Annotated in this window: 27 protein-coding genes and 2 pseudogenes; 15 read left to right on the top strand and 14 right to left on the bottom strand. The window is 61.8% G+C overall.

Features of this window, described 5'->3' with window-relative positions; translation table 11 throughout:
* Window positions 1-60: 60 nt before the first annotated feature.
* The 4 genes and pseudogenes from AUC70_RS18625 to AUC70_RS11340 form a co-directional block, all read right to left on the bottom strand.
* A pseudogene (locus AUC70_RS18625) lies at window positions 61-795 on the bottom strand (proton-conducting transporter transmembrane domain-containing protein); the annotation flags it as partial.
* Window positions 796-994: 199 nt separating this feature from the next.
* Window positions 995-1,549, bottom strand: coding sequence for an MAPEG family protein (locus AUC70_RS11350; protein ID WP_158007437.1), 555 nt, complete (start codon window positions 1,547-1,549; stop codon window positions 995-997).
* A gap of 37 nt (window positions 1,550-1,586) precedes the next feature.
* Window positions 1,587-2,771: an FAD-dependent monooxygenase gene (locus tag AUC70_RS11345; protein WP_083241495.1), complete on the bottom strand. Its 1,185-nt coding sequence runs from the start codon at window positions 2,769-2,771 to the stop codon at window positions 1,587-1,589.
* Between the two features lie 12 nt (window positions 2,772-2,783).
* On the bottom strand, window positions 2,784-3,047 hold the full coding sequence (locus AUC70_RS11340; protein WP_069444943.1) for a zinc-finger domain-containing protein: 264 nt from the start codon (window positions 3,045-3,047) through the stop codon (window positions 2,784-2,786).
* 76 nt (window positions 3,048-3,123) lie between these two features.
* On the opposite strand from AUC70_RS11340, the gene AUC70_RS11335 reads away from it, so the two are divergent.
* The 4 genes from AUC70_RS11335 (at window position 3,124) to AUC70_RS11320 (ending at window position 5,492) form a co-directional block, all read left to right on the top strand.
* Window positions 3,124-3,876 carry an alpha/beta fold hydrolase gene (locus AUC70_RS11335; protein WP_069444942.1) on the top strand — a complete coding sequence of 251 codons (753 nt, stop codon included), beginning with the start codon at window positions 3,124-3,126 and terminating at the stop codon, window positions 3,874-3,876.
* 94 nt (window positions 3,877-3,970) lie between these two features.
* Entirely contained in the window at window positions 3,971-4,816 is an 846-nt protein-coding gene (gene cysE, locus AUC70_RS11330) for a serine O-acetyltransferase (RefSeq protein ID WP_069444941.1), read from the top strand.
* Between the two features lie 22 nt (window positions 4,817-4,838).
* Complete coding sequence (locus AUC70_RS11325) at window positions 4,839-5,051, top strand: DUF3126 family protein (protein WP_045367706.1); 213 nt, start codon at window positions 4,839-4,841, stop codon at window positions 5,049-5,051.
* A 129-nt stretch (window positions 5,052-5,180) separates the two neighbouring features.
* The gene (locus AUC70_RS11320) at window positions 5,181-5,492 is read left to right on the top strand and encodes a DUF6949 family protein (RefSeq protein ID WP_069445115.1); all 312 of its coding nucleotides are present in this window, start codon (window positions 5,181-5,183) and stop codon (window positions 5,490-5,492) included.
* 144 nt (window positions 5,493-5,636) lie between these two features.
* Here the strand turns inward: AUC70_RS11320 and AUC70_RS11315 are convergent, their stop codons facing one another.
* From AUC70_RS11315 to AUC70_RS11305, 3 genes are all read right to left on the bottom strand, one after another.
* A complete protein-coding gene (locus AUC70_RS11315) occupies window positions 5,637-6,176 on the bottom strand; it encodes a transglutaminase-like cysteine peptidase (protein ID WP_244505598.1) in 540 nt (179 codons plus the stop codon).
* Window positions 6,177-6,546: 370 nt separating this feature from the next.
* Complete coding sequence (locus AUC70_RS11310) at window positions 6,547-7,194, bottom strand: PilZ domain-containing protein (protein WP_206599376.1); 648 nt, start codon at window positions 7,192-7,194, stop codon at window positions 6,547-6,549.
* A gap of 148 nt (window positions 7,195-7,342) precedes the next feature.
* A complete protein-coding gene (locus tag AUC70_RS11305) occupies window positions 7,343-7,927 on the bottom strand; it encodes a PAS domain-containing protein (RefSeq protein WP_069444938.1) in 585 nt (194 codons plus the stop codon).
* Between the two features lie 194 nt (window positions 7,928-8,121).
* Between AUC70_RS11305 and AUC70_RS11300 the strand changes: the two genes are divergently transcribed.
* Together AUC70_RS11300 and AUC70_RS11295 are read left to right on the top strand one after the other, a co-directional pair.
* Window positions 8,122-8,844 carry a rhomboid family intramembrane serine protease gene (locus tag AUC70_RS11300; RefSeq protein ID WP_244505597.1) on the top strand — a complete coding sequence of 241 codons (723 nt, stop codon included), beginning with the start codon at window positions 8,122-8,124 and terminating at the stop codon, window positions 8,842-8,844.
* A gap of 108 nt (window positions 8,845-8,952) precedes the next feature.
* Window positions 8,953-9,384, top strand: a complete 432-nt coding sequence (locus AUC70_RS11295) for a CBS domain-containing protein (protein ID WP_069444936.1) — start codon at window positions 8,953-8,955, stop codon at window positions 9,382-9,384.
* A 30-nt stretch (window positions 9,385-9,414) separates the two neighbouring features.
* On the opposite strand, the gene AUC70_RS11290 is transcribed toward AUC70_RS11295, so the two are convergent.
* From AUC70_RS11290 to AUC70_RS11280, 3 genes are all read right to left on the bottom strand, one after another.
* Entirely contained in the window at window positions 9,415-10,344 is a 930-nt protein-coding gene (locus AUC70_RS11290; protein ID WP_069444935.1) for a patatin-like phospholipase family protein, read from the bottom strand.
* Between the two features lie 980 nt (window positions 10,345-11,324).
* Entirely contained in the window at window positions 11,325-11,774 is a 450-nt protein-coding gene (locus tag AUC70_RS11285) for a hypothetical protein (RefSeq protein WP_141702089.1), read from the bottom strand.
* 58 nt (window positions 11,775-11,832) lie between these two features.
* Window positions 11,833-12,747 (bottom strand): hypothetical protein, encoded by a 915-nt coding sequence (locus AUC70_RS11280; protein WP_141702088.1) that lies wholly within the window; start codon window positions 12,745-12,747, stop codon window positions 11,833-11,835.
* A 170-nt stretch (window positions 12,748-12,917) separates the two neighbouring features.
* Between AUC70_RS11280 and AUC70_RS16810 the strand changes: the two genes are divergently transcribed.
* A complete protein-coding gene (locus AUC70_RS16810; protein ID WP_141702087.1) occupies window positions 12,918-13,166 on the top strand; it encodes a hypothetical protein in 249 nt (82 codons plus the stop codon).
* Between the two features lie 1,167 nt (window positions 13,167-14,333).
* Here AUC70_RS16810 and hisI read toward each other — a convergent pair.
* Window positions 14,334-14,810, bottom strand: a complete 477-nt coding sequence (gene hisI, locus AUC70_RS11275) for a phosphoribosyl-AMP cyclohydrolase (RefSeq protein WP_244505596.1) — start codon at window positions 14,808-14,810, stop codon at window positions 14,334-14,336.
* 37 nt (window positions 14,811-14,847) lie between these two features.
* Window positions 14,848-15,510: a GTP cyclohydrolase I FolE gene (folE, locus tag AUC70_RS11270; RefSeq protein WP_083241492.1), complete on the bottom strand. Its 663-nt coding sequence runs from the start codon at window positions 15,508-15,510 to the stop codon at window positions 14,848-14,850.
* 205 nt (window positions 15,511-15,715) lie between these two features.
* Between folE and AUC70_RS11265 the strand changes: the two genes are divergently transcribed.
* The 4 genes from AUC70_RS11265 to thrS all read left to right on the top strand — a co-directional run bounded on the left by AUC70_RS11265 (window position 15,716) and on the right by thrS (window position 19,045).
* Window positions 15,716-16,177: an iron-sulfur cluster assembly scaffold protein gene (locus AUC70_RS11265; RefSeq protein WP_069444932.1), complete on the top strand. Its 462-nt coding sequence runs from the start codon at window positions 15,716-15,718 to the stop codon at window positions 16,175-16,177.
* 9 nt (window positions 16,178-16,186) lie between these two features.
* Window positions 16,187-16,666, top strand: coding sequence for a cupin domain-containing protein (locus AUC70_RS11260; protein ID WP_069445112.1), 480 nt, complete (start codon window positions 16,187-16,189; stop codon window positions 16,664-16,666).
* On the top strand, window positions 16,663-17,034 hold the full coding sequence (gene yidD, locus AUC70_RS11255; RefSeq protein ID WP_069444931.1) for a membrane protein insertion efficiency factor YidD: 372 nt from the start codon (window positions 16,663-16,665) through the stop codon (window positions 17,032-17,034). Before AUC70_RS11260 ends, yidD begins: the two co-directional genes overlap by 4 nt.
* 67 nt (window positions 17,035-17,101) lie before the next feature.
* The gene (gene thrS, locus AUC70_RS11250; RefSeq protein WP_069444930.1) at window positions 17,102-19,045 is read left to right on the top strand and encodes a threonine--tRNA ligase; all 1,944 of its coding nucleotides are present in this window, start codon (window positions 17,102-17,104) and stop codon (window positions 19,043-19,045) included.
* Between the two features lie 24 nt (window positions 19,046-19,069).
* On the opposite strand, the gene AUC70_RS11245 is transcribed toward thrS, so the two are convergent.
* On the bottom strand, window positions 19,070-20,740 hold the full coding sequence (locus AUC70_RS11245) for a vWA domain-containing protein (RefSeq protein ID WP_206599375.1): 1,671 nt from the start codon (window positions 20,738-20,740) through the stop codon (window positions 19,070-19,072).
* A 333-nt stretch (window positions 20,741-21,073) separates the two neighbouring features.
* On the opposite strand from AUC70_RS11245, the gene AUC70_RS11240 reads away from it, so the two are divergent.
* Both AUC70_RS11240 and AUC70_RS11235 read left to right on the top strand, forming a co-directional pair.
* Entirely contained in the window at window positions 21,074-21,655 is a 582-nt protein-coding gene (locus AUC70_RS11240; RefSeq protein WP_069444928.1) for a nitroreductase family protein, read from the top strand.
* Between the two features lie 31 nt (window positions 21,656-21,686).
* Window positions 21,687-22,286: a flavin reductase family protein gene (locus tag AUC70_RS11235; RefSeq protein ID WP_069444927.1), complete on the top strand. Its 600-nt coding sequence runs from the start codon at window positions 21,687-21,689 to the stop codon at window positions 22,284-22,286.
* Here the strand turns inward: AUC70_RS11235 and AUC70_RS11230 are convergent.
* Window positions 22,280-23,050, bottom strand: coding sequence for an NAD kinase (locus AUC70_RS11230; RefSeq protein WP_069444926.1), 771 nt, complete (start codon window positions 23,048-23,050; stop codon window positions 22,280-22,282). The two genes, AUC70_RS11235 and AUC70_RS11230, sit on opposite strands and share 7 nt — an antisense overlap.
* 168 nt (window positions 23,051-23,218) lie before the next feature.
* On the opposite strand from AUC70_RS11230, the pseudogene cutA reads away from it, so the two are divergent.
* Both cutA and glpK read left to right on the top strand, forming a co-directional pair.
* Window positions 23,219-23,556 (top strand): annotated as a pseudogene (gene cutA / locus AUC70_RS18885) (divalent-cation tolerance protein CutA).
* Between the two features lie 12 nt (window positions 23,557-23,568).
* Window positions 23,569-25,062 (top strand): glycerol kinase GlpK, encoded by a 1,494-nt coding sequence (gene glpK, locus AUC70_RS11220; protein ID WP_069445111.1) that lies wholly within the window; start codon window positions 23,569-23,571, stop codon window positions 25,060-25,062.
* Window positions 25,063-25,117 lie beyond the last annotated feature (55 nt).

The following is a 25,117-nucleotide window of genomic DNA, read 5'->3' as shown; positions in this document are numbered from 1 at the left end:
GCCGAGATGGCTCACGGTCGAATAGGCCAGCAGCGCCTTGAGATCGTTTCGGAACAGGGCAATCCAGGCCGCGATCAGCATCGTGACGAGACCGATGGGCGCGACGATGAGAAACCATGCATCGGCCGGCGAGAATACGGGCCACAGCCGGGCCATCAAGAACAGGCCCGCCTTCACCATGGTCGCGGAGTGCAGATAGGCGGAGACGGGCGTCGGCGCGGCCATGGCGTGCGGCAGCCAGAAGTGGAACGGGAACTGCGCGGACTTCGTGAAGGCACCGAGCAGGACCAGGAGCATCGCGGGCAGGAACATCGGTGACGACCGGATGGTGTCGCCGCGCTGAAGGATCTCCGTGATCTCGTAGCTGCCGGCGATATGCCCCAGGATCAGCATGCCTGCGATCAGCGCGAGGCCGCCGGTGCCGGTGACGATCAGCGCCATGCGGGCCCCTTGGCGCGACTCGGGCAGATGCCGCCAGTAGCCGATGAGCAGGAACGAGGTGAGGCTGGTCAGTTCCCAGAAGACAATCAGCAGAAGGATGTTGTCGCTGAGGACGATGCCGACCATCGCGCCTTGAAACATCAGCAGATAGAAATAGAGCAGGCTCAAGGAATCCTTGGAGCTCAGATAGTACCGGGCATAGAGAATGATCAGCAGCCCGATGCCGAGAATCAGCCCCGCGAAGAACAGCCCGAGACCGTCCGCGAAAAACGAAAAAGACAGCCCGATCGCGGGCAGCCACGGCACGCTCCAGGTGACGACCTCGCCGCTGTAGACGGCGGGCGCGTGCGACATCACGAGCGCAAGCGCCGTCAGGGTGACCGCGCCGGTTGCAATTGCACAAATGTCGCGCCCCAGACGGTCCGCCAGCAGCGGAACAACCGCGCCGAGGAACGGCGTGAGCGTGGCAAGGGCAAGAAGCATGCGTGAGGCTACCGGGGTTTGTGGAGAGGGCGGCGACTCGTGACGGCGGCACGGTAATCTGCGTTTGATGTCATCCAAACATAGACGGATCAAGGCCGAAAGTCGTCTGGAGCGGGATTGCCTGCGCCGCGCCGATTAGGCGCGCTGCTGAGAATCCAAGCAGCAGGATAAAGAGCCCCACGGTCGGATAAAAGGTCAGTGCGAAGCCCAATGAGCGGGCCACGGCCCCGCGCTCGTATCCCAGGAAGAAGAGGAGACGCCCCAGTCCGAAGAGCGCCACGCAAAGAAGCGGCAGCAGTCGTGCCTCGGGAGGCGCCAAGGCGAACCAAGCACTATAGACGGCGATGGCGAGGACCGACTGTTCCAGCGTGTTTTGCAGCAGCGACTGCAGCACCCGCGCTGTCGACGTCTCGCTCGATCTCGCTGCGGCGTCGATGTCTGCCGGCGTGAAGAAGCGGTGTTTGGCAAGACGGGCCACCGAGACCAACAGCCAGAACGAAACACCCGTTGTGACGTAGGCCCACAACCGCATCGTACCGGCCAGGTCGTCCGGCCCCGTTGGAAATCCCGGCCAGACAAACGGCAGCGCGAGCGTTATGACCGTGATGGCCACGGCGATCGCCATTCCGGTGGCAACTCCAACCTGCTTCTGCGTTATCGGATCACCCTCCATGGCCATAGAGCCAGTCGAAGCCGCGCAACGTCGCCGTTTCGCTGCGTAGACCGAGTATCGTGTTGCGTGTGTTGCGGAACACCTCGCCGAGAATGCCGTCGCCCACGTGGTACGCCCGGCCGAGACGCCGTGAAGCCTGCTGGACGCGGGTCGCGCGTGGGCGGCGGACTGTCTCATAGGCCTGAAACGCGTGTGACGGCTGCGACGGCGTTTGGCCGAGAATACTTGCGAGCTCGGCGGCGTCCTCGATGGCCAGCCCGGCGCCTTGCGCCAAATACGGGAGGACCGGATGGGCGGCGTCGCCAAGGAGCACCGCTGAGCCGCGCGACCACTGGGGCAGGGCCGGCAGGCCGAACAGCGACCACGCCCGCCAGCTCGGCGCGGCATCCAGCAGACTGAGGGGCGCATCGTTCCAGCGCGCGAAGTTGCCGAGCACGGTTTCCTTCTCGGCCGACCTGTTCCAACCCTCTTCGCGCTCGCCTTGCTCCGTCACCGCCACGACATTGACCGCGTCGCCGCCTCGAACGGGGTAATGCACCAAGTGGGTGCGGGGGCCGAGCCAGAGGCCGACGATGGGTGCGGAGAACGGCTCGGGCAGCGCATCGCGCGGTATGAGGCTGCGAAAGGCCGTCGCGCCCGTGAAGGACGGGGCCAAGCCCGGCGCAACCCAGCCGCGGACCGTGGACCAGAGCCCATCCGCCCCGACAAGGGTTGAACCGAGACGTGCCCTCGCCGTTGGGACCGGTGACTGCCCCATTCTCGTCGCGGACATCGGCAACCTTGAAGTCAGGAGAGAGCGAGACGTGCGCGCAGTCGCCAGCAACGTTTCGCAGCGCTTCGTGCAGATCGGCCCGGTGAGCGGTGATGTAAGGTGCGCCGTAGCGCGTCTCCGCGAACGCGCCGAGCGGGACCGTGGCGAGCTTCTTCCCGTTCCGGCCGTCGAAAAGCCAGACGGCTTCGGGCCGGACGTCTGCGATTCGAGCGCGTCGAGCACGCCCAGTCGCCGGAGGATCCGCGTGGCGTTCGGGCCGAGCTGAATCCCAGCGCCGCTTTCTTCCGAGAACGTCGAGCGCTCGAGGATCTGGGCATCGATCGCCTTACGGTCCAGCGCAATCGCGGCCGTCAGCCCGCCGATGCCGCCGCCCGCAATCAGGACCGGCCGGTTCGTCGTCATAGAGATTTTGTCTTAGGCCGCCGGTGCCCCCGCGGGCGCCGTGGCCACGTAGACGCATCCATCGGGCTCGCTTTCCGTCGGCGCCAGCGCAACGTCGTAGACATAGAGCGTCGAGCAATACGGGCAGATGACTTCGTTTTCGCTGCCCATATCGAGATAGACGTGGGGATGATCCTGCGGCGGCGACGCGCCCATGCACTGGAACTCCTTGACGCCGATCTTGATCCGGTTGACGCCTATGTCATTCACGTAATGGGGCACGAGCGATTGAGCCATGATATTCCGTTCGCCTGTAGTTGAAGGACGGTGGCTCCAGCATAGTGACCCTTGACGGAATGCGGTAGGTCAAAGAATGCAGAGTTTCGATTCCGACGGCGTGCGGATCGCCTATCTGGATGAGGGGAGCGGCGATCCGATCCTACTGATCCACGGTTTTGCGTCCAACGTGGGGACCAACTGGGTCGATCCGCAATGGGTGCGCACGTTGACGCAGGATGGCCGCCGGGTCATCGCGCTCGACAACCGAGGGCACGGCCAGAGCGACAAGCTGTACGATCCGGAGCGCTACGGCGCCCCCGAAATGGCCGAGGATGCCATCCGTCTCCTCGATCACCTCGGTATAGATCGCGTGGATGTGCTTGGCTATTCCATGGGCGCGCGGATTGCGGCGTTTCTGGCCTTTGCCCACCCGGACCGGGTGCGAAGCATCGTGTTCGGCGGGCTCGGCATCCATATGGTCCGCGGGATGGTGGGCGCGGGGCCGTTGGCGGCGGCGCTCGAAGCCCCACGGCTGGAAGACGTCACCAACGACACCGCGCGCAGTTTTCGCGTCTTCGCCGAGCAGACGAAAAGCGACCTCAAGGCCCTGGCGGCCTGTATGCGCGGCCCGCGCGAGAAGGTCCCTCGGGAAAAACTCGGCGAGCTCACCGTGCCAGCTCTGGTGGCGGTCGGTAGTAAAGATGTGATCGGCGGATCGGGAGCGGCGCTTGCGGAACTGATTCCGAATGCCCAGTTCCTGGACATATCCGGGCGCGACCATATGAAGGCCGTAGGCGACAAGCAGTTCAAAGAGGGCGTGCTGGCGTTTTTGGCGTCCCGCCCGTGAACGTCCGGTTTGCCAAAAGCGGCGGCCGCGCTAGACGTAACCACATGTACCTGCTAGGGGGGCTCAACTGAGCCGAGCTCCGAAGAGGTGAGCCATGAACAAGCCAGCAGTGGCGGCACAGCCAAAAGTCGAAAGTTGGGATCCGGTTTGGAGCCAAGTCCGGCGCGAGGCCGAAGAGGTCAGCGCGGCCGAGCCTGCTCTGGCCGGGTTTCTTTACGCCTCGATTTTGAGCCATTCGCGTTTCGAGGATGCGGTCGTGCATCGTTTGGCGCGGCGTCTGCAGCACGCCGTGCTCGATCCCGGTCTGATCCACACGACATTTCATGAAATTCTCGATCAGGACCCCTCGCTCGGCGAGGAGTTCCGGGCGGACGCGATGGCCTGGATTCAACGCGATCCGGCCTGCGACCGGCTGATCGAGCCGCTCATTTATTTCAAGGGCTACCACGCCTTGCAGACGCACCGCATCGGCCACCGGCTGTGGAACGCGGGGCGCAAGGACTTCGCGCTCTACCTGCAGAGCCTCGTTTCCCGCTTCCTGCAGGTGGACATCCACCCTGCGGCGCGCATCGGCCGCGGCATCATGATCGACCATGCGACCGGCATCGTGATCGGCGAGACGGCCGTGGTGGGCGACAATTGCTCGCTCCTGCATGGTGTGACGCTCGGCGGTTCCGGTAACGAGCACGGCGATCGCCATCCCAAGATCGGCCGTGGCGTGATGATCGGCGCCGGCGCGAAAATTCTCGGGAATATCAAGGTCGGCAACTGCGCGCGGATTGCGGCCGGCAGCGTGGTGCTTAAGGACATTCCGGCGCGCCGCACGGTGGCGGGCGTTCCGGCCAGGGATATCGGTGAAAACACATGCCCAGAACCGGCGCTGACCATGGATCAGTTCGTCCCGGGCGAGGATGTTCACCTCGGCAACGACGAAATCTAAGGTTCTGAAGGGGGCAGGTGCAGTGACACGTGACGAAATTCTGAAGCTCGAGAGCTATTTGAAGAAGACCTTCCGCATGGCGGATATCGAGGTCCGGCAGCGTCCTCAAAAGGACGACTCCGCCGAGGTCTACATCGGCGACGAGTTCATCGGAATTCTGTTTCGTGACGACGAGGACCCGGACGACACGGCCTACCAGTTCCAGATGGCGATCCTGGATTACGACCTGCAGTGACAGGGCCTGGTCGGCTGTGGGTCACGCGTTAACCACTCATTAAGAATAAAAGTCACATCAAATGCCTCGCTCGCTATGGTGCGTCTCGTCGAGATGCGCCATGGGATTGGCGCCACCAGGGGAGTGGCAATGAGCGAAGGGCTGGTTTTTGCGTTCGTGATCGCGGTCGGTTTCGTGACCGCGGGGGTCCTATCGAGTTTCGTTCAACTCGTCTCGGGACAGCCGATGCGTTTCTTTGTAGAGCACCGGTCCTTTGCGGCATCAATCGGCAGCATCCTCCTGCGGGTCCTTACGGGCCCTGAAATCCTCATGCGCAACGCCTGGCGGGGGGTCTACTTCGAAAAGCGTCCGCAAGGGTGGTTCTGGCTCGCGTCGGGGCTCGCGGGCTTCTGGAGCCTTTTGATCGGCTGTCTGCTGGTCTACATCCTCTTGAACGTTTAGGCATTCGGAAAAAGAAGGAGCCGGCCTCCGGGGAAGGAGGACCGGCTCGAGTAAGGGCCCGGCTGGTGGGGATCGGTGGGGGATTGTCACCGGGCCCTTGGGTTGCCTCCCGTTGAGGGGGACTGGGGAGGCAAAACGCGGTTGTTAGCGGCGGTTCGACGCCGACGTTGCAGGTTGCGGCTCGAGGTCCGGCGGCAGGAGCGAGATCCAGACAAGCGGATTGCGGGCCGATTGCTGCTTCACGAAGGTGTAGGGCGTATCGGCCCAGGCCTTCACCTGGTTCACCTTGTTGTCGAGCACGAAGTCGCCACGGTCGGTCCGTGCGGTCAGGACCGCATGACCTTCATTGTTCTCGTCACGAACGACCGTGATGAGGAGGGCGGTGGCCGGCCAGCCGCGCTGGATGAGGATGCGGCGCTTCAGCAGCACATAGTCCTCGCAGTCGCCCTGCTTGACCGGGTAGGTCCATCTTTCGACCTCGCCGTAAAGATCCATGTCCGTGACGGGTGCGATCGCCTTGTTGACGGCGACATTCACCTTGCGGAGCGCTGCGGCTCGCTCCTGCGTCAGCTGAATGCGATCGGTGAAACGGCGCGACGGGCGGCACTCGGCCGAGCGGGCGCGGCAGAAGTTCACATAGCCAACGGGCGGCAAGGTTTCGCCGAAGGATTGCATGAAGGTCATCTGATAAGAGTCGGATGACGTCTTCAGTGAGATAGTGTGTTTATTGGTCGCCTCTGCTGGAAGCGACGAAATAAACATCAGAAAAGCTGTCCCCAAAACAAAGTTTTTCATTACGTCCCCCTGTTGTTAGGGAGAACTATCGCAGGAACAATTTGCGATCCGGATAAGGAAAGCCTGAGTTTTGAACGGTTGTTGGTAGGAAAATTTTAGCGGCGCCTACTTAAACCTGAATGAGCTTGGTTACCCAGGCTTTTAGGAACGCTGGCGTTGAGCCGTTTAGTCATTGAATAGACTGTGCTTTTCTACCCAAGCCGCGCGAAGCGGGCCCGGCAGAGCCGAAAGAATTGGGAAAGGCTATTCTTGGGCTGGGTTAGCCGAATGTCCGGGCCATGCTGTCCGGATCCTGTACTTCGACAAACTCGATCGCGAAGCCTTCGTCGTGATGACGGACCACTCTGCCGCGGTGCCGTGCAAGAACGACCAAGGAGTCGATATCCGGCCGCAGATCCGTCGCGACGGATGCGCCGCTCAACGAGACATCGATAACGCGGCATGCATGCACGGAGCCGGACGGCAGAATCAGCTTCTGCTCCACGATGCGCGGTGCGTAGCGCTCGTGCACGCGGTCCTCGAGGTTGTGCTCACCGCTGCTGTACCAGGTGAGAACGTTGGCAATGCGTTCGCGCTTGCGGGCGCTGATCTTGAATTCCACGGCGAAGCCGCCGTCGAACGTCCTGGTTACCGTGCCGTCCAGGCCGCCCAGTTGCTCGATATAGGAGATGACCCGCTCCCCGACACGCGGCAAGAAAGGCGCCTTCACCGCCATGCCGCCGGGAGACATGTTGAACACCTCGCACGGATACTCGTCGGTGTTTTCCACCATGAAGCGCCCGTTGAGAGACACGTCCATGCGCTTGAAGCGGCGACGTTCCTCCAGAATTTTCGGTCTGTCGGTCTGGCGCTTCGACCGCTCGGACATCGTCTCGAGCCCTAGCTCCGGGAGTTTGGGAGTGCTCATGCCACGCTCTGTTAATCATGCCTTCTAGCAGGCACTGTTTGATACAACCCGAAGCACGTATAGCGCGCAAGGCATTAAGCAATGGCTAAGCGTATCGACACGGAGTCGCGCGGCGCGACAATTATCCGCATTGCGCCTCTTTCGGCTGTCAGCCGGACAGGCCGCCTTGCACGACCCGGAACTTTCGCCGTGCCTCGAGGGCCGCTTCGGCATTCCCGGCGGGGAGCAAGCCGGCGCCGCCATCAGGCCAATGAAGGCCGATGTCCCGCAGTTCCAGAGCAACGACGGGATCCGCGCCCAACCAGAATGGACGGTCCACGGCCGTAATGGTTCCCAGAATGCGGTTGATCGATGATCCGGTATGGATCAGGGGCAACAGGGCGAACTCGAACGCCGCCTCGCGGTTGTTCCCGGTGACTCCGAAAAAGGTCCCGTGACCGACCGCGCCTTCGCTGACGACCGTGTCGAGCGTGGCAGAGATCGTCCGCCGGTCCTCGAGGGACCACAGACTGAGGAAGTCTGCACCGCGCAGTTCGCGGCCGAAGTGCTGGCAAACCTCGGTTCCGGCCAAGCGAAAACGGAATGAAGAAGGCTCACAGCATTCGGCAATGAAGGTCTCCCGCAGCAGACCGGAAATCTGCGATGGGTCTACCTCAAAGCGTTGCGGCGCGATCCGGCCGTTGCGGATCGTGTTCCAATACGCGTAAAGCTTCGTGGTGGTTTCCTGCTGCATCGGGTACTCAACACATCCAATTTGAAACGCTCGTTGTCAGGCACGGCTGCGTCCGGGCGTCGGTGCCGCAGAGGAGCCGGTGCGATTGGGTCTAAGAAAGCAGAGAGTGTGCCAGCGGCTGTGCGGGGTGGGCTCGGCGCCGAAAGGGGTGCCGTTAAGGTTGCCGCCGAGACCGCTTTTTCATGGAGCTTCGGATGCCGGCTAGAGAACCGATCCTGAACGTGCCGCGCGCGGTGACGCTTTCCGCTGGCGCGATGATCGCGATGCAGCTCGTCCTGAGCGTGCTGCCTCTCCAGACGGGCCTCACTGTCTTGCTGAGTTTGGCAATGATTCCAGCCCGTTACACGGGCGCCGCCCCCGAGCTGCCGGGCGGCTACATTTCCGCCGTGACCTCGTTCGTCACCTACATGGTGGTCCATGGCGGCTGGCTGCATCTCACCGTCAACGTCTTGTGGATGCTGGCCTTCGGCACGGCCGTTGCGCGCCGCGTTTCGACGGCCGGGTTTTTTCAGTTCTCGATCCTCTGCGGGATCGCCGGCGCGCTGACCCACCTTGTCCTACATTGGGGCGAAGTGTCTCCCATGGTGGGTGCCTCGGCTGCCATTTCGGGACAGATGGCGGCGGCCTTACGCTTCATCTTTTTTGCGCGCGGCACCCCGCGGGGGCAGATACCCGATTTCGCGCATGTGCCGCTCGCCTCCCTGAGCGAGACAGTCCGGGACGGCCGCGTCATGGGGTTCATTGTTTTCTGGCTGGTTCTGAACGCTTACTTCGGCCTGACCGGCGCGTCGTTCGGGACCGGACCCGAAAGCGAGATCGCGTGGGAAGCGCACGTTGGCGGGTTCGTCTGCGGCTTGCTGATCTTCGGGTATTTTGACGCCGTGCGGCCCGCGCCGGATGCTTCGCAACTGCGGTAAGCAGCGGAAATCTTCGAGTGTTTTCCAGACTGCTTGCGCGCGTCACGAGTTGCCGACACAATGCTGCCGCAGTTGGAATTTGTGGAGCCGTGCCGGAGGATCACCCCCATGAATGTCGCAGCGATCTTGAAGCTCAAGGGCAGGGACGTGCTGACCGCGCCTCCTAGCACCAAGTTGTTGGATATCGCCCGGATGCTCGGAGAGCGTAAGATCGGTTGCATTGTGATTGCCGACGACGTTGGCAATGTGATCGGCATCGTGTCCGAACGGGACATCGTTCAGGAACTGGCCCGTGCAGGCACATCCGTGATGGACGAGCCCGTCGAGGTCTGCATGACGAAGTCTGTCGTGAGCTGCCGCGAGGCGGACACCACGGATCAACTCATGGGTGAAATGACCGCCCACCGCTTCCGCCATATGCCCGTCATCGAGCGCGGCCGCTTGGTCGGTCTCGTGTCTATCGGTGACGTGGTGCGGATGCGAATCGCCGAGGCCGAGATGGAGGCCGCCGCCATGCGCGAGTACATCGCGACGGGCTGATCGGCTTCCGACTGATCCTGACCGCGCCTTCTAGGCAGCGACCGCCTTCAGCGTGTGCCGTATCTCGTCCAGCTGAGACTCCGCGGCCTTTGCTCCCAGCGCTATCGCCTCGTTTGCGCGGTGAAAGTCGAACAGCGCGATGCGTCCCGTCTTGGGATTGATGGTGATATCGGGCGGGTCGCCGGCGAGGCGCGATCGCGCGATGCGATCCTGCGTGATGTTGATCGCATCCATCATCACGCTCGAAATGCCGGGCGCACCCTTGCCGCGGCCAAACAACTGACGATGCAGCAGGCGGAGCGCGCCGCCGTCTTGGGCGGCGTCGGCGTTGGGCTGGAGCGCCGGTACTTCCATATCGGCCGGTTCGCTGAACGAGGCATGGTCGTGGATCACGCCGGCCTTGCCGAACGGATCGCTGGTCACGTTGACCGCGATCACGATGCGGGCGCCGAGGGCTCTGCAAACGGACACGGGAACCGGGTTGACCAGCGCGCCGTCGATCATCCACTGGCCGTTGATCTGGACCGGCTTGAAGATGCCGGGCAGCGCGAACGACGCGTTCAGCGCCGTGACGAGGTCGCCCTTGTTGAGCCAGACTTCGTGCCCCGTCCCGAGCTCGGTGGCGATGGCCACGAAGCGCGGGTCCAGATCTTCGATCCTCAGGCCCTTCAGATGATCTTGCAGCTCGCCGGAGAGGCGTTGGCCGGTAATCAGTCCCGATCCGGCGAGATTGAAATCCAGAAAGCCGAAGATTTTCCGGGGTGTGAGCCGCCGCGCGAAGTCCTCGAGATGCTTGAGATTGCCGGTCACGAAGCACGCGCCCGCGACGGCCCCGATCGAGGTGCCGGCGACGACATCCGGCTCTAGGCCGGCAGCGATCAAAGTGTTCAGAACGCCGATATGCGCCCATCCGCGGGCGGAGCCGCCCCCTAGCGCTAAGCCGACAGTTGGTTTTGCCATTCTTAAAGCCTCTTACGGGAGATAGGTTGGTTCGGCGTTACCGCAAAGTCCAGGGGGTTTTATCAATACAATTTCAGCGACTTAGCTTCAGCGAAATGCCGGTGTAGTGGTCCTCTTAAGCTGTGCCAGGTTCGGGTTGGCAGTGAAGCAGGGATTGATGGCTCGGAAGCATCATTCGAACGAGGATTGTCTGCGGTTTTTGAGGGAGGTTGAGGTCCAATTTTTGACGGAAAGGAGGTTGCAACGGCCTTCCGCTCGGTGGGTATCAGCGATGCTAAGTACTTTACGTGACGCCAGAAGTTCGCGGCATTGTGCGGCCCCAGTTTGTGGAGCTGAAGACACTGCAGATCTTGAGCGGAACAAATAGCTCCTGAAGGAGAACTTGCACTCTCTAAAACCCAGGGCTGAGCGACGATCGCTTACGGGATGCGAGGATTTTCCGACGAATTGGTAGCTATTTGGTAGCTACGAACTGAAGCTATGAGGAGCCATCTCGAAGGGCGTTGTGGCTGCCTGTAAACTGTAACTCAAAGGATTGTCTGCCACGGTCTCGTCGACCCTCGTGCAGACAGAGCGCTGGCCCGGATAAGGGAGTTCCAGTCACACGGCTCCTCCAGCCGTGTGAGCCAGCGCCAGTTCATTTAGGGCCCGTACTAACAAATATGCATGAGTTGAACCGTTGCGGGGAATGGGCTGCTTTAGCCCCGATAGCAGACGTGGGCGTCGCATCTCGCAGATGTCCGCTTCGTGCCAAAAGCGGACAATGGCATGCCGCAAATCAGCTTGCTCATCCGGCTCGGCGCGCTCCGCGTGAGAAGGCGCGCGCAAGGAATCAACGATTACGTCGGCTTCCTAGGAGAACAAACTTAGGAGTCCGCAAAGCCAAGTTGGGGCTCCGCTCTCTCGAACAAGCGGTCCATCGCGTAAGAGTCAAGAAAGCCAAATGGGAGGTGCCGAAGAACGGCGTTAGTTGGAACTGCTCAGAAATAGGTGAAATTAACATAGCCTATCAGCGCCGCACCGCCCAACACGCAAAGCACGATGATGAGTGGTGCAAGGAGGCCTGAGAAATAGCTGAGATTCTCTATCCAAAGAATTGGCTCTTTGGCGATGTGAGCATCGGCAAGGGCAACAGATATTTGCACTTGCTCGCCTTCCTTCAGCAATGGGTTTCGGACGTGTTTGATGAACGGTTCAAGTGTGAACAAAATAAAGGCGATGCCCGCCGCGCCATATAATGAAAGATTCATAATATCGAGCGCTCCGCTGTCCTTGAATAAAATCCAACCCCAAAACCCAAATGCCAGCATGCCGACCATGGTGGCAACTCCAATGCTGGCCGCAGGCGTAATATCGACCTCAGCAGCACAATTTGCGCACTTGTAATGGATGATGGAATTGTAAATCTGCATCTTGCGCGAGATTGGCATTAGCTTCGGTTCTTGACACTGCGCGCATCGTCTAATCTTGGGCATCTTTGGCGTCCACTCACTCTGCTCCAAGCTTGCAATGCTTGCGGATTGCAGCCACCCCAATAGGCGTCCCCTTTGCCGCAAAGGAATAAGCGACTTCACCATCCTGATTCAGGATATTTATACTATGAGCCGCCGCCAAAGCATCCAGTTCGGATTTGCCGGCATTTATCGAGCCAAGCCAAGCTTGATCTCCTTGGCCGCCGCCAGAATAATGAGCGTCCAGACGCTCACGGTAAACTGCACCGCCCGGCAGCGTGAAAAACAGCGAAAGTCTGGCGGTCGTATCGGCCCGCGCATGTAATCTCGGGAGCGAGATTGCAAAAAATTTCACACCAAGCCGATTGTCTTCCCAGTCATTTTCATCACAGTGAAACTCAAGCGCAAACTCATGCAACTCTGTCCGCATATTTACATACGCGAGTCCACGGGCATTCTTGCCGATCGTTGTTGACCATTCGTTGGCGCTTGCATTGCCATCTGGTGACGGTGCCTCAGCCTTTTTGGCAGGAGCATCGGCCGCAACGCAAATTCCAATAGCTGTCGGACCCTGGTTCGTATGGCCGCCATCAATGTCGTAAGAATCCCGGCTCGCCTCCAGGAGCATATCTTCAAATTTCAGACTGTAGCTCTCGCGCGTTGCGACAAATCCGTCCGTCCAAAACTCCAGACCAAAATGCAACATGTCGCCTGTCTGCCGCACATTGCCCAAAGTGAGATCATGGCTGTAAGGACCACCCACATAATCCCGGAGCAGGATGACGTTTGATTTTGCATTATAGGAGAAGGCAAGCTGCGGACCAAAAACAGTCCCTTCTTCAATTGTACATTTGTAGTTGCTGGTGGTGGCGTGTGCCGGCGCAAGAAATATCAACGCTGCGGCCATGCTGAAAACGTTGATGCAGAGATGCCGGACGAGAAGAAGCATCACGTGACCTTTCTGATTAAAATCAGCGAAATCCTGTCGCAACTTGCAACCAGATATTGAAATGCGAACACCCCTAGTTTATCCCAGCGGCATTAGATGAAATAATGGAACGGTTGGGAGATGGGAATATGAGGCTCGTTGGCATACTTACAATTGCACTAGGAATATTTGGCATGAGCACAGCGGCAGTCGCCGAATATAATTACTATTTTGCTCGTGGCTCACACACCTTTGGTCTTTGGAATAAATTTGAAACCTGTCAAAATGATATTGGCTCAAATTGCGTGGCTGTCATAAAATGTGGCACACAATTTTACGGACACAAGAATACTCGCGGCACGGTTGCGACCATGAAATCCAAAGGTGAGACTGTTGCTGTCCGAGAAAATTGGGGCTCGTTTGGCGTCCTTGGCCGCTGCTGATTGTTTTTCTGAAGCCCGTATTTTTAGTTTGCCCGCTCTCGGCGGTGCTTGTTGCCGGCCGTTTGATCGCGAACAGCTTGCGCTCGGGAGTGAAACCGGTTGACGGAGTTTCCAAGGGGCTCCCACGCCAGCCTGATCGCAAGCGGCATCACCCAGCACTCCCATACCTAGAAGTCCCCTCGTTCGTCACTGCGCTCCAGGCGGGCAACGTCAGCGAAGGGCGAGGCTCGCTCTTGAGTTCCTTGCAGCGTGCAGGACAACGCCGTCAAAGGCCGCTCGCCTGGGCTATTCCAACTGCCGCGCAACGTCCGCTTTGGGTCATTAGGCGACATTATCGAGCGGATCTGAAAGGTCCGCTTTACCCCTTAAAGCCGACATACTCAGCCCGAGGATCGATGTCTCTTAAGTGCCAACAGCGGACGTTCGTAGCTTCTACTGCTGGGACGGCGATGCATATTTTGGCTGGGGCGGCGCGACGCCCTGCTCACGCGCCAACGCCAAAATCTCCGCCGAGGGTGTGTACCAAATGGGTGAGAACCAAGCCCGCTCCTGAATCGCTGTGTCTAGCCCCCATTGGCTGTACCACCTTGCGACGGTTTCTCTAATAGCGTTTCGGGTATTGGAGGGCGCATGCCGAGGGAATGGTGCGGACGGATGTGGTCGTACTGGCGGAGCCAGCGTGATGAGGGCGCGTCCGTGAGCAAGGGGATTTCGGAGTTTGATGGCGGCGAAGTGGTTGATGTGGGGACTGGCGCCGTGCTGGGTTCATCCGCGCTCTTCAGAGGCTAGGTCGAGGGCAGCGTAACGTTCCGATTCTGTAACGGTTGGCTCTTGAATAGCGAAACGTTTTCCGATGGAATCCGATCAGAGAACGGATTCAACGCCTACGGTGGAAAGACGAATTTGGTGGTTCCGTTCGGTTTTTGATTGAGTTTTCGTGGTAGCTGGCTGGTAGCTTAATGGGCAGCGCGCGGGTACGAAAGTAAGCTAAGATGTTGATAGGGCGCGCTATTTAACAGCCTACAGTAGGCGTTGCGCACTTGCGGGAGATATGGGTCCCGTATCGACACGTCGCAACGCTGCAACGACGTTACCGCAAGACGTGCGCCAACGCGTCTCGATCCGCAAGTCGCGGCGCGAGTCAACTTGGAGGATACCGCAGGGTATTTAAGGTTTGGTTTTGGGCGAGGCAGCGCCGTACACCTCGGCCGGGTCGAAGTGACGGTCGGTGTGCACCATGACGAGTTTCTGACCGGCCTCTTTGCCGAACGGGACGCGGCGATAGAAGCATGAGACACGGCCTGTGTGGCAGCACGCGCCGGCACCGGTCATCTCGGCCTTGAGCCAGAGCACGTCCTGATCGCAATCCACGCGGATCTCGACGATACGGAGCGTGTTCCCGCTTGTTTCACCCTTGCGCCACAGCGCCTTGCGCGAGCGGGACCAGAAATGAGCTTCGCCGGTCTCGATGGTGCGGGCCACGGCCTCGTTGTTCATATAGGCGAACATCAAGACTTCGCCGGTCTCGGCCGCCGTCACAATGGCCGGCACGAGACCGTCGGCGTCGAAGGCTGGCGCAAACGTGTCGCCTTCCTCGAGCTCGGACTTATCCTTGATCGTTGGGAATTTCTGAGCGTCGATCACCGCAAAGTCTTTCTGCTGCGGCCGGCGCGCGCTTCGACTACCGTCCGCGATCGATGGCCAACTGCATGAAACGGGCTTGTTGTGTCGGGTCTTCCTTGAAGACGCCGGTGAACTGCGTCGTGATGGTGGCGACGCCCGGCTTCCGCACGCCGCGCATCGACATGCACTGATGAACGGCTTCGATCATCACCGCGACGCCCTTCGGCTTCAGGACGCGATCGATCGTCTCCGCGATCTGCGCCGTCATGGTCTCCTGCGTCTGCAGGCGGCGGCCGAAAACTTCGACCACGCGCGCAAGCTTGGACAGGCCCACAACCCGGTCGGTCGGGAAATAGGCGATGTGCGCCTTGCCGATGAACGGGACCATATGATGCTCGCAATGGGAGTTCAGCTCGATATCGCGCAGCATGACGATGTCGTCATAGCCGCCGACGTCGTCGAACGTCCGCGACAGGACCTCGATCGGGTCGTCCTTGTAACCGGCGAAGAACTCGTCATAGGCCCCGACAACGCGCTTCGGCGTATCGCGTAGGCCCTCGCGCTCCGGATCGTCACCGGCATAGGCGATCAAGGTCCGCACGGCTCGTTCGGCCTCCTCGCGAGAGGGACGGGTGATCTGCGGTCCCTTGCCAATCTCGATGCCTGCGTAGAGCTTCCGCCCTTGACGTGTGTCGGCGCGGCTGTCGGACTTTGTAGCCATGACGTGGCAGATCCTTCCGGTTGTCTAAGCGCTTGATTTTCTTTCAAAGAGAAAGATCCCGCAAGGCGAATGACGCAAGGCGCGGCAGCGCGGCAACGGGCGCGTAGAAGATAATTTCCTCCGAGCATATATAGTGCGTATCACCGGCCTGCAACCCGAGGCGGGAAGCAGAACTACACAAACGGCACTCTCGAAGAGGACTTTCATGACGCGGCCTGAGGACATCTACAGCGATCGACTGCTTGCCCTGGCTGCGGCAATACCCCGGACCGAGCGCCTGACTGCGCCGCAGGCGACGGCGAGGGCACACTCGAAACTTTGCGGCAGCACCGTCGAGGTGGACCTTGTCATGGATGGCGATGTCGTCACCGATTACGGGCAGACCGTTCGGGCGTGTCTCCTCGGTCAAACGGCCGCTTCCGTGATGGGCCGCGAGATTGTCGGGTCCACTGCCGCGGAGTTGAGTGCGGTCGGCGCCGCCATGCGCGCGATGCTGAAGCAAGGCGGCGAGCCGCCAACCGGGAAGTGGGAGGACTTGGCGCTGCTGGAGTCCGTCCGCGGCTACAAGGCCCGTCAGCCGTCGACGCTTCTCGTCTTCGACGCGGTCGAAGATGCGATCGCGCAGATCGAGGCTATGCGGGCCGCGGCCGAACAGCCGTCCGTTTGAGGCTTGGACATGAGCGACACGACGCCCACCAGGATCGAGGCGATGGCCGTTGCGGCGCGAACGGGCAGCATCTACCCGGCTCCGTTCGACGAGCCGCTCGCCGGGCGGGTGAAACGGGCCCTTGGCAACGCCCTTGGGCTGAACCAGTTCGGCGTCAACCTGGTTACGCTTGCTCCAGGCGCCTGGTCGTCCCAGCGCCACTGGCATGAGAACGAGGACGAGTTCATCTACATCCTCGAAGGCACGGCCACGCTCATCACCGACGAGGGGGAGTTTGCTCTGGAGGCGGGCATGGCGGCGGGCTTCCCTGCGGGCCTGCAGGATGGGCATCATTTGGTGAATAGGAGCGATGCGCCGGTCGCCTATCTCGAAGTCGGGACGCGGGCGCCCGAAGAGACGGCGTATTACAGCGACATCGACATGAAAGCCCAGCGTGACGGAAGCGGCGGTTTCGCGTTCACGCGCAAGGACGGCACGCCGATCCCATGAGCCCGCCTTCGACATCGGCCCCGCGGGTCTGGGGGCGGCAGATCGCGAAGGCGGTGATGCTCGCCCCGATCATGGCCTATCGCTACACCTTCTCCGCGCTGGTCGGCGCTCATTGCCGCCACCTTCCCACGTGCTCGGACTACGCGCGCGAAGCCATCGATCTGAACGGCGCGTGGATAGGGGGGTGGCTGACGTTGGCGCGGCTTTGCCGCTGTAATCCCTGGGGAAGCCACGGGCACGATCCGGTGCCGGATATCCGCGCCGAACGCCATCCTTTCGCCCCGTGGCGCTACGGCCGCTGGCATTTGAAGCCTGAGCACCCAAATACAGATGACTATACGGGTGACTTGGGCCGCGATTCCCGTTAGAACCCGCCGCCTACCCAACCATTCCATCTTACCTGCGCTCGTACGCAGGATTGAGAGGAGAGAAAATATGATTTCCCTAAAGTTTCCCGATGGTTCCGCACGCGACTTCGAATCCGGAGTCACGGGGCGCGACGTTGCCGCCTCGATCTCGAAATCACTCGAGAAAAGCGCGGTCGCGGTCGTGGTCGACGGTGCCGTCCGCGACCTCGGCGAGCCGATCGAGAACGATGGCGACATCCGTATCGTCAAGCGCACCGATCCTGAGGCGCTGACGCTGATCCGTCACGACGCGGCGCATGTCATGGCAGAAGCCGTCCAGGCACTCTATCCGGACACGCAAGTCACGATCGGGCCGGTGATCGAGAACGGCTTCTATTACGACTTCGCCCGCGAGGATTCCTTCACGCCGGAAGATCTGCCGGTCATCGAGAAGAAGATGGCCCAGATCGTCGCCTCCAATCACCCGTTCACGGTCGAGGTTTGGAGCCGTGAGAAGGCCAGGAAAGTGTTCGCCGAGAAGGGCGAGCACTTCAAGGTCGAGCTCGTCGACGCGATTCCCGAGGGCGAGGACGTCAAGATCTATCATCAGGGCGACTGGTTCGACCTGTGCCGCGGCCCGCACATGGATACGACCGGCCGCATCGGGAAAGGCTTCAAGCTGCTCAAGATCGCGGGCGCTTACTGGCGCGGCGACTCGAACAACCCGATGCTTCAGCGCATCTACGGCACCGCCTGGGCGAACGAGGACGACCTCAAGGCCTATCTCCACCAGTTGGAGGAGGCCGAGAAGCGCGACCATCGCCGCTTGGGCCGCGAGATGGACCTGTTCCACTTCCAGGAAGAGGCGCCGGGCGCGGTGTTCTGGCACGCCAAGGGCTGGTCGCTGTTCCAGGCTCTGATCGGCTATATGCGCCGGCGGCAGCAGGACTGGGGCTATGTCGAGGTGAACTCGCCCGACATGATGGAACGCACGCTCTGGGAGCAGTCGGGCCATTGGGAGAAGTTCCAGGAGAACATGTACATCGCCGAAACGCCCGACGATCGCGTGTTCTGCTGCAAGCCCATGAACTGTCCCGGCCATGTGCAGATATTCAAGAACGGCCTCAAGAGCTATCGCGACCTTCCGTTGCGCATCGCCGAGTTCGGCAAGGTTCACCGCTACGAGCCTTCGGGCGCGTTGCACGGTCTGTTGCGGGTCCGGCACTTCACGCAGGACGATGCGCATATCTTCTGCACCGAAGATCAGATCACAGAAGAGTGCGTGAAGCTCAACGAGCAGGTGCTGTCGATCTATCGCGATTTCGGCTTCGAGGACGTGCGGATCAAGTTTTCTGACCGTCCCGAGAAGCGCGTCGGCGCGGATGAGGTCTGGGACAAGGCCGAGGCCGCGCTGAAGCGCGCGGTGGAGGCCGCTGGCCTGTCGTACGAGCTGAACCCGGGCGAGGGAGCCTTCTACGGACCCAAGCTCGAATACGTGCTGCGCGACGCCATCGGGCGCGACTGGCAGTGCGGAACGGTCCAAGTCGATCTGAACATGCCGGAGCGGCTTGGGGCCTATTACATCGGCGCCGACGGGGAGAAGAAGGTCCCCGTCATGATCCATCGCGCCATGTTCGGATCGCTCGAGCGCTTCACCGGCATTCTCGTCGAGCACCATGCGGGACATCTGCCGCTTTGGCTCTCGCCGGTGCAGGCCGTCGTGGCGACGATCGTGTCCGATGCGAACGACTATGCGCAAACGGTGCTGGAGCGGCTCAAGGCGGCGGGTCTGCGCGCGGACGCCGATCTTCGCAACGAGAAGATCAACTACAAGGTCCGCGAGCACTCCGTGGCCAAGGTGCCGGTCATCCTGGTTGCCGGCAAGCGCGAGGCGGAGGAGGGCACGGTCTCCGTGCGCCGTCTCGGTTCGCAGAAACAGGAAGTGATGAGCCTGGAGGATGCGGTTGCGATGATCGCGGCCGAGTCGGTTCCGCCGGACGCGAAACCGTCGGGCGCGGCGAAAGCAGCCTAGTCCAAGACGTCTGTCTTGGCTGTCCTAGCGCGAAGGCCGCAGCAGAGCACCCGGATTGAGAAGCGGGCCATTGGGGTCGGCGGGATTTGAAAACCCGTCGACGCCAAACGCGCCCGCCGGCGGCGGCCCGGCATAGCCACTCGTTCCGGGGCGCGGCGCTTCGGGTGGCTCGAGCAGAACCTGAAGCTCCTTCGCCGACGTGGGCCCGTCCTCGATCGCCACCTCGATCTGTTTGTCGTTGCCCGGCTCGATGGTGAACTTGCGCGAGTAGGATTTCTCGCCGTGCTTTGCGATCACCGCGTACGTGCCGGCGGCGAGGATATGGGTCGGCAGGGCGCCGACGTTTGTCTTCACGGTGTCGCCGGCGGAGGTAAGGATTTGCCACTCCGTGTCGGCCAGGGCTTCGCCGCCACGGCTCTGAACCAGGCGGAAGGTGATCTTCGCGCCCGTGTGCTTGATGGTCGCCTGCGTGATGCGTCCCGGTTCGACGGTCACGTCGACGCCGACATTGGCGTTCGCATCGCCGTACAGGCTATTGATGTGATAGGCGCCGGCATTGAGGCGCACGACCTTGTTCGGTGAGGCGTCGGCGAGGATCGTTTCGCGCTTCCCGAACTGATCTATCTCGTCCGATTGAATGTCGAAATCGACGTCGCCATCCGGACAGTCTTCGCCGGTGGCCAGCACGGCCTTCAACGTCAGACCGCCCGTATTGAGAATGAAGGCTTCGTTCTTCTCCTCTCCGCCCTCGACCCGGATCTTCTTGGTCAGATTGGAAAGCCCGTAGGCGGCGTTCACGAGATACTCGCCCGGCAGCAAAGTCATGGACGGGGCGGCCTCGCGGTGCGTGCTGATGAGCTCGAAGCCGCCTTCGGCCTCGGCCTCGGCGTGGAAGATTCTCCAGATGAGCCCCGACCGCAGCCGCGGGCCGGCCTCCGTCGCCAGCGCGTGGAACGTGACCGGCACGGGTTGGGCCGGCGGTGTCGGGACGGGAGCAGGCGGCAGCACCTCAATGATACTCTCGGCCGTGTTGACGGTGTTGACGTCGCTGGACTTCGGCTGGGTGGCCTTGCCGGCGCTGCTTCCGGGTGATTTGGCAGGTGCGGCCGATGTCCTCGGCGGCATTGCCGCCGCGGGTGCGGCCGCAACGGGAGCGGGCGGCGGTGCGGCGACGGGGGCATCGATCGCGGCGAATACGGCGCCGAGGGCGACTTCGAATCCTTGCTCGTTTGTCGCGGCGACGAATTTTCCGCCGGTTGCATTGGCCATGCAGGCGAGCGGTTGGAGGTCTTGCGGCTGTGTGCTCAAGCCCACCACGTGTATCCGCAGATCCTTTTGCTGCTGCTTGAGCGTCTGTGCCATGGCGCACGGGTCTGCTTTGCAGGTATCCGCACCGCCGGCGATCAGAACGATATTGAGCGGTTGTCCTTCAAGTCCAAGCTTGGCGGCTTCCTCCATGGAAGCGGCGACCGGCGCTTGGCCTTTCGGCGTGATCTTGCCGAGCAGCGGGTCGGCCGTCGCGGCCTTCAACTCGCCGGGCTTGGCGAGGGCTTCGATATCGGTGCAGCTCGAAGCCTCGCGATGGCCGAAGGCGACAAGCCCGAGGGCTCTCTTCTCGCCTTGGGTGGCGATTGCCTTGGACAACACGCCGGTGACGCCGTCGATTTTTGCGTTGTCGCCGACCTTCTCAGTCATGCCCTGGGAGCCGTCGACGACGATCACGGGCGCGCTTGGGAAGCGGGCGCGGCAGGCTCCTCGGCCGCCGCTGGCACGGCGCCGAAGACAAGAACGGGCAAAAGCAAAAGCCTTCGCGCCGCTAGGACCTGTCCCCGCATACCAATTCTCTTTCAGATTTCGCTTCCCTACGCCGGCCCACTATAGGCTTTGTCGGCGCCCCACTCCTGTAAATTGACGCGGAATGAGGCCGATTTTTGGAAGACCGTCCCTATACGGTCGTCCAATTAGCCCCATTGTGAGCGCAGCCGTTTCGCGATATGCACCGGGCCCTTAGCCAATACAGTGCATATTATGTCGAAACCTACGATCGAACATCTGCTGACCCGCCGCTCCGTATCGGCTAATGCCCTCGGTGAACCTGGTCCGGATTCGGCCCAGCTTGACCAGATCCTGACCGCTGCGGCCCGGGTACCGGACCACAAGAAGCTGGCGCCCTGGCGTTTTATCCTCTTTCAAGGCGATGCCAGGGAGGCCTTCGGAGGCGCGTTGGCCGAGATCTGCCGTGCAGAAGAGCCGGCCTCGAGCGCCGTTCGCCTGGAGATGGAGGCGAAGCGGTTCCTGCGCGCTCCGCTGGTGATTGCCGTGGTGTCCCGCGTCACGTCTCCGTCGCCGGTGCCGGAGTGGGAGCAAGTCCTCTCGGCCGGTGCCGCCTGTCAGAATCTGGTCGTGGCCGCCAGCGCGCTCGGCTTCGGGGTCAACTGGGTGACCGAATGGTGCGCCTATAGCGCCGGCGTACGCCAGGCGCTTGGCCTGGAGGAGAACGAGAAGGTCGCGGGCTTCGTCTATATCGGCACGGCAGAAGGCAAGCCCGACGAGAGGCCGCGTCCGGCGCTGGACGAGATCGTATCGGTGTGGCTGCCTGATCGATGTTGAATTGGCTTGGACGGGCCTTACGGTAGGCACCATGTTCTACGACGCAGTCTCCAATTCCCACGGTCTTACCCGCGACCCCTTCATGGCGCTGGTCAGCCCGCGGCCGATTGGGTGGATCTCCACGCTGGACGCGGAGGGGGTGGTGAATCTCGCGCCCTACAGCTTCTTCAATGCTGTCTCGACCAATCCGCATTTCGTGATGTTTTCGTCGGGGGGCCGTAAGGACAGTCTGCGGAATGCGGAGGAGACGGGCGAGTTCGTCTGCTCGCTGGCGACCTACGATCTGCGCGAGGCCATGAACCGTACGTCGAAGCATGTGGAACCCCACGTGGACGAGATGGTGTTGGCGGGCCTCAGCCCTGCGCCGTCCACCATCGTCGCGCCGCCCCGGGTGGCGGAATCGCCGGTTGCCTTCGAATGCAAATACTGGCGGACGATCGACCTTCCGGGCGCGGATGGAGGTCCCGGCAACCACGCGATCGTGTTGGGCCAGGTCGTGGGCATCCACATCGACGACGCCGCGCTGGTCGACGGACGGGTCGACGTCACGAAGCTTCGGCCGATCGCCCGGCTGGGCTATCAGGACTACGCGGTGATCGACGAGGTCTTCGAGCTCGGCGGCTCTCAGTAATCGAATTGTTCGGCGAGGATGCGCTCGGCGAGAGTATGGCCGGGATCGAACATCATGAAGATGTCGACCGCGCTCGCTTCGGCGATTTCCACCGCTACCACGTTCCTGAATTCGGTGTGATCGGCCACCGCGCTGACCGGGCGCTTCTCGGGTTCGAGAACCTCGATCAGGACACGCGCATCGTTGGGCAGGAGCGCGCCGCGCCACCGCCGGGGCCGGAACGGGCTGATCGGCGTTAAGGCCAATAGCGGCGCCGTGATCGGCAGAATGGGGCCGTGAGCCGACAGATTGTAGGCCGTGCTGCCGGCTGGCGTGGACACGAGTACGCCGTCGCAAATCAGCTCGCCCAGCCGCGTGGTCTCATCGACGCCGATTTTGAGCTTGGCCGCTTGGTGGATCTGCCGGAACAGCGACACTTCATTGATCGCAAGGGCCTCGTGGGTGTCCCCATTCCGGTCGCGGACGACCATCCGCAACGGATGGATGACGGTGATCTCCGCCGCGGCCAAACGCTCCTTGAGCCGGTTCTCCTTGTAGTCGTTGAGCAGAAAGCCCACCGAGCCCCGGTTCATACCGTAGATCGGGATGCTGCTGTGGAGGTGGTCGTGCATGGTCTGAAGCATCAGACCATCGCCGCCGAGCGCGACGATCGCATCCGCCTCCTTGGGTGGCACGTTGCCATAGCGCTTCACGAGCGCGGCGTATGCGTCTTCCGCATCGCGCGTCTCGCTGGCTACGAAGGCGATCTTCTCGAAATCGGCCATGACAGATCTGCTGCGCTTTCAACCGCCCATTCAGGGAGGCCACACTAAAGCTGTGGTGTTAATGTCGTGCAAGTGCCACTTACGACGGAGGCTTAACAAGTATCGCCGTCTTGCGTGACGTGGGACAGTGACGAAACGCCTCTTCAGAAGGGCGGCTAGGGAGCCAACATGGACGATACCGATCTTCCGGTTCTGGTCTACGCGACCTTTCCCAGCATCGACGAAGCCAAAAGCGTCGGCGGCGCGTTGGTCGACGCGCGCCTTGCGGCATGTGTGAACGTCTTCCCCGGCATGGTCTCGATCTACGAATGGGAGGCGCGCGGGAGACGGCCGAAGAGGTCGCCATGATCATCAAGACCCGCAAGGGGCTGACGGAGCAGGTGATAGCCGAGGTCAAGCGGCTGCATCCTTACGACCTGCCGGCATTGCTTGTGTTGCCGACGGAAGGCGGAAGCGCCGAGTACTGCGCTTGGATCGTTCAGGAAACGCAAGGAACCAACACATAGGTGGGGAGCCTCATGGGGCACGTACTGGCCATCGATCAGGGAACCACGAGCACGCGCGCGATCGCCTTCGACGAGGCGGGGCGTCCGGGAGCATCGGCGGTGCGCCCGTTGAACCAAATCTTTCCGGAACCGGGCTGGGTCGAACATGACCCGAACGAGATTTGGCAGGCGGTGCGAGAGGTCTGCCGCTCGGTGATCGGCGAGGTCGGCGCATCGAACATCGCCGCGCTCGGTATCACCAACCAACGCGAGACGACCGTGGTGTGGGATCGCGCGACCGGCGAGCCGCTGCACAATGCCATCGTTTGGCAGGACCGGCGCACCGCGCCGCTTTGTGAAGAGCTCGAGCGGGAAGGGTGGGGCGCTCACGTCACGGAGGTCACGGGTCTGCTGATCGACCCGTACTTCTCGGCCACCAAGCTGGCCTGGCTTCTCGCGAACGTTCCGGGACTGCGCGACAAGGCCGCCCGCAACGAAGTCTGCTTCGGCACGATCGACAGCTTCCTGCTCTTCAAGCTGACGGGCGGGGCCTTGCACGTGACCGACGCGACGAACGCGGCCCGTACGATGCTGTTCGATATCCGCAAAGGCCAATGGGATCCCAAGCTTCTCGACCGCCTCGGAATCCCCGCCGGCATTTTGCCCGAGGTGCGCGACAACCGCGGCGACTTTGGTGAGGCGCGCGCAGACGCCTTCGGTACGGCGCTGCCGATTCGCGGCGTTGCGGGCGATCAGCAAGCCGCTGCCAAAGGCCAGGCATGCGTCCGGCCCAGCATGATCAAGGCGACCTACGGAACCGGGTGCTTCGTCGTCGCCAACACCGGGGACAGCGACCTCAACTCGGTCAACCGCATGTTGTCCACCGTGTTGTGGCAGTTGGATAGCGCGCGCACGTTCGCCTTGGAGGGGTCGATCTTCATGGCGGGCGCCACCATTCAATGGCTGCGCGACAGTCTCGGTCTCATCGCGGAAGCTGCCGATAGCGAGGAGATAGCCAAGAAGGCCAACCCCAACAGCGGCGTCTATCTGGTTCCCGCGTTTCAGGGGCTCGGCGCGCCGGATTGGGACGCAGGCGCACGCGGGGCCATCGTCGGCCTGTCGCGCGCCTCCAATAAGGCCGACATCGTCGCCGCCGGGCTCGAGTCCGTCGCCTTTCAGACGCGCGACCTTCTGGGCGCCATGCGGGAGGATATGGCCGGGACAGGGATCGGTGAGACGGGCGTCCTGCGCGTCGACGGCGGAATGACCACCAATGGCTGGGCGATGCAGCGGCTCGCCGATATTCTCGGTGAAGCGGTCGAGGTGGCGCCCATCGCGGAAACGACCGCCCTCGGCGCCGCCTATTTCGCGGGCCAGGCGGCGGGCGTGTATGGGGACGATGCGGAGCTCGCGCGAACCTGGGAGCCGTCCAAACGGTATGAGCCGCAGATGGCCGACAGCGAACGCGAAGCGCGCTATGCCGGCTGGCGCGAAGCCGTGGACCGGGTCCGCAGCGGGAAAGCGTAGCGGCGTTTTTCCCTCCCGTCGGGCTTGGAATCCAAGGCACCGACGGATGTTAACG

The sequence above is a fragment of the Methyloceanibacter stevinii genome, assembly GCF_001723355.1.
Taxonomy (GTDB): domain Bacteria; phylum Pseudomonadota; class Alphaproteobacteria; order Rhizobiales; family Methyloligellaceae; genus Methyloceanibacter; species Methyloceanibacter stevinii.
This window is presented reverse-complemented; position numbering and strand designations above follow the sequence as displayed.